The 11,289-nt window shown below is 54.5% G+C and carries 9 protein-coding genes; all 9 read left to right on the forward strand.

Annotation, left to right across the window (positions count from 1 at the left end; translation table 11 throughout):
• The first annotated feature begins 37 nt into the window (after nucleotides 1-37).
• From AC27IT_RS24340 to AC27IT_RS24380, 9 genes are read left to right on the forward strand one after another with little or no spacing between them, the layout of a single operon-like run.
• Entirely contained in the window at nucleotides 38-1,984 is a 1,947-nt protein-coding gene (locus tag AC27IT_RS24340; RefSeq protein WP_283858122.1) for a PP2C family protein-serine/threonine phosphatase, read from the forward strand.
• Entirely contained in the window at nucleotides 1,984-3,261 is a 1,278-nt protein-coding gene (locus tag AC27IT_RS24345) for a normocyte-binding protein (RefSeq protein WP_487092142.1), read from the forward strand. The genes AC27IT_RS24340 and AC27IT_RS24345 overlap by 1 nt, the downstream gene beginning before the upstream one ends.
• Nucleotides 3,252-3,947 carry a hypothetical protein gene (locus AC27IT_RS24350; RefSeq protein WP_035986449.1) on the forward strand — a complete coding sequence of 232 codons (696 nt, stop codon included), beginning with the start codon at nucleotides 3,252-3,254 and terminating at the stop codon, nucleotides 3,945-3,947. Before AC27IT_RS24345 ends, AC27IT_RS24350 begins: the two co-directional genes overlap by 10 nt.
• Nucleotides 3,948-3,998: 51 nt before the next feature.
• Nucleotides 3,999-6,653 carry an acetate and sugar kinases/Hsc70/actin family protein gene (locus AC27IT_RS24355; protein ID WP_025844506.1) on the forward strand — a complete coding sequence of 885 codons (2,655 nt, stop codon included), beginning with the start codon at nucleotides 3,999-4,001 and terminating at the stop codon, nucleotides 6,651-6,653.
• Nucleotides 6,654-6,691: 38 nt separating this feature from the next.
• Nucleotides 6,692-7,468 (forward strand): hypothetical protein, encoded by a 777-nt coding sequence (locus AC27IT_RS24360; protein ID WP_025844505.1) that lies wholly within the window; start codon nucleotides 6,692-6,694, stop codon nucleotides 7,466-7,468.
• A gap of 46 nt (nucleotides 7,469-7,514) precedes the next feature.
• Complete coding sequence (locus tag AC27IT_RS24365; RefSeq protein WP_283858121.1) at nucleotides 7,515-8,990, forward strand: contractile injection system protein, VgrG/Pvc8 family; 1,476 nt, start codon at nucleotides 7,515-7,517, stop codon at nucleotides 8,988-8,990.
• A gap of 15 nt (nucleotides 8,991-9,005) precedes the next feature.
• A complete protein-coding gene (locus tag AC27IT_RS24370; RefSeq protein ID WP_283858120.1) occupies nucleotides 9,006-10,106 on the forward strand; it encodes a pentapeptide repeat-containing protein in 1,101 nt (366 codons plus the stop codon).
• Nucleotides 10,107-10,119: 13 nt separating this feature from the next.
• Entirely contained in the window at nucleotides 10,120-10,635 is a 516-nt protein-coding gene (locus AC27IT_RS24375) for a hypothetical protein (protein WP_197186449.1), read from the forward strand.
• A complete protein-coding gene (locus AC27IT_RS24380; RefSeq protein ID WP_283858119.1) occupies nucleotides 10,632-11,264 on the forward strand; it encodes a hypothetical protein in 633 nt (210 codons plus the stop codon). Before AC27IT_RS24375 ends, AC27IT_RS24380 begins: the two co-directional genes overlap by 4 nt.
• Nucleotides 11,265-11,289: the final 25 nt, after the last annotated feature.

An 11,289-nucleotide genomic window follows, 5' to 3' on the forward strand; every position in this document is an offset into this window, starting at 1 on the left:
CGGCATCCGGACGAGAAGGGGGAGCGGGTAGTTAAGGATGAGAAGGGACAACAGTGATTTTGTAACCGGGTTTCTGTCCGAGTCAGGCACGCATGTGCGCAACAAGGATTACTTTGCCTACACCGAGCTGGATGATATCGCCTGCTGGGTAATCGCCCGCGGCCTGGACAACGATCAGGAGGTGGAGAGTGCCGAGCTGGCAGTCAAAAGCGTGCTGGGACACTTTATGCAAAAGCCGTCTCTCTCCCGCTATCGCATCAGCCGCTATTTGCACGAGGCGCATCGCGTGCTGAAAGAGGAAAGCCATCGGGTGCGGCTGAAAGCCAGCCTGACGCTCGTCGTCACCGACTACGCCCGCGTGGTTTACGGGGTGGCGGGCCATACGCGGCTGTACTTGTTTCGCAACGGGCGGCTGCATCTGCGCAGCAAGGACCAGAGTTTGTCCCAGCAGATGGCAGATAGCGAAGAAATCGCAGAAGACGTGCTCGACCATCACGAAGAGCGCCACAATCTGCTGAGCTATATGGGCACGCCGGGCGAGTTTCGCCCGTACATCTCGAAAAAGCTGCCGCTGTACGACGGCGATGTCTTGCTGTTGACGACACCCGGCTTGTGGGAGGGAGTCGGTTCGGCAGAGATGCAGGACGCGCTGCAGGAGGCAAAAGACCCGGCTGCGCTGACCGATACGCTGGAGGACGTGCTGTTGGGCAAGCAGCAGCGGGTGGTGAACAACTACACGGCCGCTGCCATTTTCGCGAACAAAATATTCAAGATTGACCCGCAGAAAAAATGGCGGATCATCAAGCGGGTAGCGATCATTGTCCTGCTGCTCGCCTTGACCGGGGGCGGCGCGCTCCTGTTCAAGATGAAGGAAGCGGAGAGAATCGCAGACGCGGCGACAGGCATGTTCGAGCACGAGCAAAACGGGGATGCGTACATCGAGGAAAGCGACTACCCAAAGGCGCTGAAGGAATACAGCGAGGCGCGAAATGCCGCGAACATCGTCAAGGACAAGGTTCACGCCGCGCTTCTGAACAAAAAGCAGCGCATTACCCAGCTCATCGTGGACGGGGATACGGCGATGAAGGACGAGCAGTACGCGAAGGCGCTGGAAAAGTACGACAAGGCGCTGAAGGAAATGAAAGGCCGCGACGATTTTAACGAGCCGGAGATTGCGGCCAAAAAGGAAAAGGCGGAATCGTATTTGCTCGTCCTGCAATGGAAGAAGGAAGGCGACCTGCTGCTTGAGGCGCAAGATTACGAGGGAGCGGCGGCCTTTTACCAAAAAGCGAGAAAGCTGGCCTTGGAGTCGTCGTTCCTCTCGGGGGAAAAAGAAATTCGGGCCAAGCTGGACGAGGTCGAGTCGAAACGGACGGGCATCGACAAGGAGCAAAAAATGCTGTCGGCCGACAAGCTGGAGAAAAAAGGCGACGACAGCTACGCCTCGGGCGATTTTGCCGGAGCGATCGAATCGTACACGATGGCGCAGGAGGTGTACCAGGAAATCGGCGTGCTGGAAAAAGTACTGGCGATGGAGCGCAAGGTGACCAAAGCAGAAGAAAAGCTGAACCCGCCTGCTGCAGTTCCAGCCGCAGCCGCCGAACCGCCGGCGAGCCAAAGTGCTCCGCAGGCTGTTTCGCCACCAGCGCCAGCGGTCCACTCGGGCAATGCGGCCGCCAGCTCTGTTCCGGCAGCAAATCCGGCACCTGCTGTTCAGCCGCCTGCGGCTAATCCCGGGCAGGGGACAAGTTCAGCTCCGGCAGCAAATCCGGTCCCCGCAGTTCAGCCGCCAGTGTCTAATCCGGGGCATGGTACTAGCTCAGCTCCGGCAACAAATCCGGCCCTCGCCGTTCCGTCACCCATGACCAATCCGGGGCATGCCGCCAACTCCGCTCCGGCAGCGCCCCCCGCCCAGCCAGCCGGAAGCAAGTCCGCTGAACCAACAGCCAATCCGGCGCAAAAGGAGGCTGCCACCGCGCCATGATGAAAGAAATCGTACTGGACCGTTTGAACAAAATGGAGGATCTGGAACAGCGCAGGATGCTGAAGCAGATGATGAACAGCGTCTTTTTGCATCTCGTGGAATACCAGGAGGAGATGCAAAAGAAGCTGGAGCAGCGCGTCTTTTCCGAGTTTGAGGACAAGGAAGACAAGCACGATATTTACGTGACGCTCTGCCATCGCGACGATTTCGATCCGATCCACGACTATTTGTACCCGATGATTCCCGGCGACGAGCAAAAAAAGCTGTTCGATCGCAAAGAGTTGTTCGAGCGCCTCGCCCGCCAGGAAGCAGCGGTGCTCATGACGATTTTTCTGGAGTGCGAGTACAGCCGGATTCAGGCGCTAGCAAACAGCAACCGCACATTCAAAGGGCGCTTGGCGACGGCAGAGCGTTCCTGCCCGATCGAGGTGCGGTTGCAGCCAAACAAGCTGTACGTCAACGAACTGGAAAAGCTGTACAACCTATTTCAAAAAAACGGCATGCCGTGGAAAACCGTGAATCATCCGTACGCGAACAAGTTTTTCGACGTCGTTCTCGTCTCGTGCGAGGAGGCGCTTGGCGAAGGCGAGGAGATCGTGGAGGTGACAGTTCACCTCGAAGACTGGGAGCCGTACAAAAAGCTCGATGTCATCCCGCTTTGGAACATCGAGCGACTCGCCTTGAAAAACATCGGCTTTCCCGTGCCCGCAACCGACCGGGTGAACTTCGAACATGTGCTGTCGCTGCGCAAGACGGGGAGCCAGCACGGCTATTTGGTGGACGGGGACGAAGCGTTGATCCGTTACATCAAACGTTCGGCGGAAGAGCTGACCATCGTTTCTCCCCAGGAAAAGTCGGGTATCTGGCACGTCTGCAAAATCACCCAGCCTGTCGCGACTCCCACGTCCCGCCTGCACTATGAGCTGGTGTCCAACCGCAGAAAAAGCAGCTTTGTGGGCAGCTTCGCGCGCAAGCAAGGAATGCCGGTGCGGGCCAAGGGCGAGATCATCCGCATCGTCCATTCGTTTGAAGCGGCGGAGCAACTGGAGCTTGTGCGTGTGGAGATTCGCGAAAAAGGCCGGCACACCCCCGCTACGTACGAGATGAACCCGTTCATCAGCGACAACGTCCGCGTGGAGCACGACAAAAAAATCATGCATCTCGGCTTCCGCAAGCGCGGGGCAGACAGCTTTATTTTGGAAGACATGATGAGCTTTCTCGTCTCCGAGATTCAAATGTACTTCCCGGAATACAAGTGCGAAGGAGAATGGGCGTGAACTACATCTGGGATCTGGTCATCAAGGCCAGGCGTGCCGGAATCGCCAAAGGAGAGTTGCAGTTCAAAGCGGCGAAAGTGTACTCGCCTTACATGGAGCTGAGCCAGGAGGCCATCAACGCGAAAACGGTGGACAAGACGGTCGAGGTGAACCCGTTTTACCGCTTTGACGAAATTTTTCGCGAGCTGTTTGACGTCAACTACACGGGCGAGCCCGAGCTGCGCCAGGTTTTGTTTGACATCGTCATGCACCTGCTGGCCGATATCGACCTGACGCAAGGGATGAACAAGCGAGAATATTACATCCGTTTTGTTTTGCGCGATCTGGAGGCGGGGCTGTTCGGCAGACAGGCGGCGGAACATATCCGGCTGTTCACTCAGGAGGAACAGGAAATCATCGCAGGCAACCTGCTGCGGCTGTATGAGACGGGAGAAGCGGTGTATCTGCTCAAGGACACGATGCGCAAAATTTTTCCCTACTCGACCATCTACGCCAACTGCGAGGAAAAAGACGAGCTGCTGCTCTACGTCGGGCAGGCGGAGACAGCGGCGGCACGCGCCAAGCTCGCGCTGATTCAAGATATTTTCCTGCCCGTCCGCTTCCAGACGGAAATCTATTGGCGCAACCACTTCGGCATCCTCGATGTCGAGGAAACCATGCAGATTGATAGCATCGCCCTGTACTAGACTGCACGAGAGTTTGAGAGAAAGCCATGTGGACGTGGGAGGAACGTTGTCATGAGTAAAATGTCGTACAAGCTTTATCTCCAAAAAGGCAGCCGCGACGTCCAGCAGAGCGAAACGACCTATACGCGGGATGAGCTGATGGAGATGACGACTTTTCAGTTGCGCAACATTTGCTACAAGGAAAAGCTGGTTGGCTCCGTTGTGAACAATCTCGACCGGGAAGGGCTGCTGCGCACGATCCTGCGATTCCGCAGCGCCGAAGAAAGCCTGTTCATCGAGTCCGATGTGACGGGTGGCTTTGAGCGGATCGAAGCGGCTTTGCACACGTATTTGCACACGCCGCTGCCTGGGGCGGACTCCATCAAAATTCCGGCCAGGATGACGTTGTATGCCGGGCTGGCTGTCAACAGACAGGACGGTTATCGGGTGGAGTCGGCCCAAGGTCTGGCCGAGTCAAATGTCCTGTTGGTCAATGACTACATGGAGCTGTGCGGAATTTTGCAGTTGCGAAAAGACGGCGACAAGCCAGGCCACTACTGGCTGCTTGCGCACAAGGACATCCCGTTGCGAAAAACGGTGAACCAGAGCTACAGTCTGCTTTTTTTCCGCAAGCAGGACTCGGACTACTTGTACAAAGCGTACAGCGAAGACAAGCCGATGCCGCCGACCAATCTGCACTATTACAAAGTGCCTGTCGCCGACCTGGAAATCCGGGAGCTGGAAGAGACGGACGCGGTGTTGGCGATTGATTTTGGCACCTCTTCGACGACCGCCGGCGCTTTTTTGGACCACCAGTACGTCACCGCCCCTTCCCGCAACGATTTGCTGAACGGCCGGATCAAGCTGAATGCGATCAACTACGTCTCGTTTCCGGACACGACGCAAAAGGCGGAGGAATGGATCGAGGTGCTGCCGACAGTCGTCAGCGTGGCCGACTGCTCCTCGCCGCATGACGTCCGCTTCCACATCGGCTATGAAGCGCTGCGCCAAATGAAAAAGAACGGATACAGCTCGCACGCGACTGTGTTCATGGGCATCAAACGCTGGGTGAACAGCTATCACAAGCTGGAAGAGGTCATGGACGGCCAGGGCAATACCGCGATGGTCAAGCGCAGCGACATTTTGCGCCACTATTTGCTCCACGTCATCCAGATGGCGGAGCATCAATTCAAATGCCGTTTTCGCCACCTGCACATCACCAGTCCGGTCAAGTTGAAAACACAGTTTATCGAGATGTTTACCGAGATTTTGCCGGAGTATCGCATCGAAACAGAAGACGCGCTCGATGAAGGAATGGCCGTGCTGTTCAACACGATTGCCGATCAGATCGACAAAGACAGCTTCCTCGACGGCGAGACGTACCAGGCGCTCGTCATCGACTGCGGCGGAGGAACGACAGACTTGTCGTCGTGCCGCTTTCGCATCGAGGACGGACACATTTCGTATCGCATCGACATCAGCACGACCTACGAAAACGGCGATACGAACTTTGGCGGCAACAACATCACCTACCGGATCATGCAGTTCATGAAAATCGTCTTTGCGGACTACTACAGCAAAGGCCGCCACACGACCGACATCGACCAACTCATCGACATTCCCGGCTCGGAAATTTTCCGGCATGTGGACGAGTTCGGCGTCGACTCTGTCTATGAACGGTTTGAAGAGAAGTACCGGGAGGCAGAAGCGATTTTGCCCACCTGCTACAAAGCCTACGAGAACAAGAGCCGCGACGACTACCAACGCGTCCGCAACAACTTTCATTTTTTGTGGGACCTCGCCGAGCAGATGAAAAAAGAGTTTTTCCGCCAGACAGGCATTTTGCGCAACCGCTTCACAACAGAAGGCGAGCAGCGCCAGGAGCAGGATTTGAAACTGACCGCAGTGGAGCGGTGGGTGCTGTCCATTCGCGAGGACGGCCGCTTCCGCGATGTGTACGACTTTCCCGACGTCGTGTTCAACAGCAAAGAGATCAATCATTTGATTAAGGCGGACATTTACGAGATTTTGCGCGTCTTTCTGGACGACTTTTACCAGGAAGGAAGGCTGGCGGACTTCTCGATCATCAAGCTGACCGGGCAGTCGTGCCGGATTGACGTGTTCCGCGAAGCATTGAAAGAGTTCGTGCCGGGACGCAGCATCGAGTTTCGCCAAAGGTCAGAGGAGACGGGCAAAGTGCCGGACTTGAAGCTGTCCTGCCTGCGCGGAGCGTTGCGCTACCAGAGCGCGAAAAAGGCCGGCTTCATCGAAGCGCACATTACCAATCACGCGCCTGTCGTTCCGTATTCCGTGACGGCTTTTACCCACAACAGGCAGGAGCGGGTGCTGATCCGCAGCCAGGAAAAGCTGAGCCAGGTGCACGGAGCCATCTCGCGCCCGTTCGGAGTCAGCGAGGTGGAGTTTTTCCTCAAGGAAAGCGACGGACTTTTGCGCAAGCGCTATTTGTACACAGACGACCGGACCCATTACAAGCCCGTGCTCTACGAAGACATCCGGGCCAAGTACGGCAGCCATATTCCGCAGGAGGAAACCGACTCCATCCAAAACGGGGAAGTCAAGTTTTTCGTCTTTTCCGGCGGCAGCGAATGGGGCTTCCATGTGCTTCCGGTCGCGCGGCAAAACGAGCAGTTGCTGCTGGGCAAAAAAGTGTTCTGTGCGTTTGAAAGCGACCTGTCTGAGCTCGATTTTTTTGACGGGATGAAATAAAGAGGCAGCTATATCGAACGAAAAAGGGGGGAACAGCGGTGTTTTCCCATCTCCATCCCCAATTTCACAAGGGGCGGATTCTCAAGCGGGAGATGCTTGAAAATTTGCGGGATTACCCCAGACATTTTGTCGACTTGCATTTTCAGATGTACAGCGACGGCATTATTTCCGGCATGGACGTCACGGTAGACGACCGGCATCTCATCGTCGGCAAGGGCATCGTCAAGCATCGCGGCCGCGTGTATTTGTTCGAGCGCGAAGAACGCCTGCCCTACACGGCGACAGGCCACGAGACGGTGCTGAAAATCCGCTTTGCCGAGCAGGCGACGTTGACCGACTTTTTTTCCTACGAGACGTCCTACGTGCTCGACCCGGAGACGACGATTGGCGAGGATGAGCGCGAGCTGGGCCGCTTCAAGCTCAAGGAAGGAGCCAAGCTGCGCGCGGACTACCCGTATTTTCTCGATTTGACAACCGAATACAACACGTGGATTTTCGCCCACGCAGAGCACGCAGGCTACGAGCAGCCGACGCTTGCCCCGGCGATCCTGCGCTACTTTTCCTACGAACTGCTGAAAACCGGGACGACAAACGCCTACGACCTCGCCTTCGCCATGCAAGGGATCAATGCGGAACGAGTCGAACGCAACCTGATTCTTCATTATATAAGCAGCCGTTTGGGAAGCAACCATCGCCCCGGCTCCCCCCTGCAGATGGTCAAATGCCTGGGACGGATTTTGGAGGAAGCGAAGAACGGCGAGAAGCCGAGACAGGAGTGGAGGGCGTCTGGGCGGCAGCGGGTGATTGTGGATTAAGCAGGCCAGGACAGATTGGACGTATAGCCAGACAGGAGGGGATTCGATGAGCAACCAGCTTTTTACCTATAAAAACATCCAGGTGACGCCATATGAGCTGACTCATTTGCAAACGTTGAAAGTCGTGAAAAAAATGAATGAGCACGCGCGACTCTGGTTCACGGGCATCATTCCGGAAGAGCTAAAGGACAGCTATGTGAATCAGACCAGTTCGCAAACACCGATCAAAATCGCTTTAACGGACGAGACAGGGAAGCCAAAAGCATGGTTTGAGGGAATTGTGCTGCGAGTCAATGTCAAAGCGAGCCGCGGTGTTTATTATTTGTCGGTCGAAGCTGTTTCTTACACCTATTTGCTGGATGTGAAAACGAAAAAGCGCTCCTTTCAAAATCCGGCGATGACGTATGCCAATCTGGTGAAGACTGTGCTGTCCACGTATGGAAAAGCGGATTTTATCGACTCGGTTACTAACGGCAAAACACTTGGCACATTTATCATGCAGTACGAGGAAACAGACTGGCAATTTCTCAAAAGGATGGCCTCGCGTTTTTATACAGGGTTAGTTCCTACTACTATTTTTCCTCTGCCCAAATTTTTCTTCGGCCTTCCCAGTGGCCAGGACAAAGGCAAGCTGACGGCAGCCCACTACACCGTACATAAGCGCGTCGGCGAGTACCAAAGTGATGCCGAGAACAAAATTCCCGGAATCAACGAGCAGGACTATACCGTGTATGAAGTGGAGAGCGAGCAAGTTCTGGAGGTAGGAAATGAAGTGCAGTTCAAGAACAGGCGGCTCGTGGTCGGTGAAGCTGTGTCGGAAATCGAGGACGGCCTCTTGACGCACACCTACAAGCTTTTTCCACGCAAAGGCTTGTACCGGAAGAAATTGTACAATCACGCAATCATCGGCGCTTCTATCCAGGGGCGTGTCATCCAGATACAAAATGACAACGTGCGGGCAAAGCTGGACATGGATGACCAGCAGGATCAGAGCACGGCGTATTGGTTTCCGTATTCGACGATTTATACGTCCGAAAACCAGACTGGCTGGTATGTCATGCCAGAGGTTAACGATCAAATCCGGATTTATTTCCCGAGCAAAAAGGAAGAGGACGGCATTGCCATCAGCTCTGTTTTGAAAGAAATTCCGGATGCCAAACCGTCGGCCGCCAAAAAGTCAGGCAGTTCAGGTGGAGGGGCTGCCGTCGCAGGGGGCGGTGGAAACGATCGAATGAAAGATCCGGCGATCAAGACGTTTCGCACGAAATATGGAAAAGAGATCATGCTCGCGCCAGATAAAATCGTCATTTCCGCTGGCGAGATGTCGATTACGATCAGCGATCAGCACGGGATCTCCATTGTGAGCAACCAAAACGTGAACATTACCGCTGGACAAGAGATCAGCATGTCCGGAAACACGATACACATCGACGCCCAAAAAATAGAGCTTATCGGAAAAGGTAACACGATTACGCTGGAAGACAAAATTGAACTGAAAGGCTCGGAAATCAAGATGAACTAGGGGGCTTATGCAGCCATGAAAAAAGAGGAGGCACTCCGCCACCTGTACGAGCATGTTTGCTTGCCGGCATTGGAAGAACGAGTTGCGGCGCTCGAGTCCTTTTTTCTGGAAAACAAGGAGAGGCTCGTCGAAGATTTTGTACAGTCGATACGGCAGATTGCCATCAAGATCAAAACCATGCAGGAGCATGGCGCCATGTCAGCCATCGGATTTCTCCACTATTCTTTGTTGCGCACAGCGGTGCTGGACGGATCCAACTATTATTTGATCGAGGCATACACGGACAAATGGTACTGGGAAGCTGTGGAGTGCTTTGGCAGCTACGACGCAGGGTGGGCTTTTCAAGGGATTCCTTCGCTTTTGCAGCTTTTGGACGAGCAGCGCAAAAAGTATATCGGTGTGCTGGATACGCCAGATGTGGAGCGGCTGATTCTCAAAGAACTGGATTTTTTTGCCCAGTTCGTGACCGCCCTTGTCCGTCTGTCTATCCCGGAAGTGGTAAAGCTGCCGGAGTATCAGCAATTGAACAAAGCGCAGCGCTTCCAAATCCGCGTGGGGGAGTTTAAGGACATCAGCGAGCCTGTGTATGTGGAAGACCGTCTCCCGCGAGAAGAACAGGAAGCGCGAAGGCTGCTGGAGCAGACGAAAGGCTCGTTTTGCACGCACGAAACATTTGCCAACATGCGCCTGCGACAACTCAAAGCAAACGAGATGGACTTGCGGTACACCGATTTTAGCAGAAGTGATCTGGGGAATAGCGAGTTCCGGCATTGTGTGCTGATCGGTACGCGCTGGGGCGGCAGTAGCTTGGCAAACGCGGACTTTCGCCATTCGTTGCTGTGCGATGCTGATTTTCGCCGAAGTGATTTGCGCGGGGTTCATTTTTCCTATGCGGATGAACAGGCAAGCGATGACAGGCTGTACCGACAGCCCGGCTTGCTCGGGATTCGCTTTGATGAGGCGAATTTGGAGGGAGCGGATTTCCGCCATGCCCGCTTGTACAAGGCAAGCTTCTACGGAGCAAATTTGCGACAGGCGATGTTCTTGGAACGAGATCAGGATCGTTTTGATTTGACCGAAGCGCAACGCAAAGAAATTCGCTGGACAGCGGAGTAAGGAGGCGATCACTGTGCGGGATTACTATTTGCTCACGGAAGACAGGCGTATCTCGCGGAAGGTGCAGCCTTCTGGACTTTCCCTGGAAGGGGGAATGGAGGCGCTTTTGCCTATAACTGTTTTGGAAGTTCAGGCAGAGGGAGTCTTGGCTTACCCGGATTGGCTGGAAAGGCCGATAGTTATGCTGTCTGACCGGATGAAATCCATTACCGCAAAATACAATCTGGGCATTCGCTGGAAGCGTGTCGATTTGATTGACCGACAACAAAACGACCGGAATGTGTACTGGCTCATGCAGGTTCCCGCTGTAGACGTCCTGGCCAAAAGCAGCGAGTTTCACCAGAATGGAGCGTTGAAGAGGATGGTGCTGGACTATGAAAAGGCAAAGAAGCACCATTTCTTTTCCGTACAAGGCATTTTGGAGCCGTACATTGTGGTGAGTCTGGATGCGGCGGAAAGTTTTCTGCGTAGAGGCTTGACTGGATTCGTCCTGCAAAAAGTGGAGATCGAGCCAGGGAGGGAGATATGACAACTTACTGGGACGAAAAAATTTTGGACGTGTGGAATGAGATTCAGATTAGGCAGCAACTGGAGGAAATGAATCAGCAAAAACCGCAGTTGACCTGGGAAGAGTGCTTGGCGGCAGCGGAGCTTGGCAGCATGGAATACGATGGCTGCACGCTCGAATTTGCCGAGAGAATGTTTTTCGACGAGCGTGTACGTCTGATTCTCCCTTGCTCGCTTCAACTCATTCCAAAGGGGCTGATGAGCCAGAGCAGTGCAGCTCAGCCACACGAGCAGTTGGCTTGCCAGGATGAAGAAGGCACGATTTTGCTGGGACTTAACCATATGGCTCACCCGCTGTCGATGAACGAAGCCGAAAGTTTTTTGCAAGCGATGACGGCACAGATCAAAAAGAAGACGCCAGGCTTGCAAATCGTGAAAAACGATTTGTGGGAGCATGAGGGGCTGCGGGTAGCGATCTGCGAATACGTCGTTCCGATGGCGGACGGCGCCTATTATCAGATCATGTTTGCGACCTCGGTAATGGGGAGAGCCTTTTTTGGCAGCATGGTTTTTCCGGCAAGGGAAGTGTGGCTATGGCAGCCTTTGGCGAACGCATTGATCCGGACGCTTCGGGTAAATGAGGGCGCGTAAGCTTTTTGTCCTTGATTGGGAAAGG

The organism is Brevibacillus sp. YAE8, assembly GCF_057543335.1.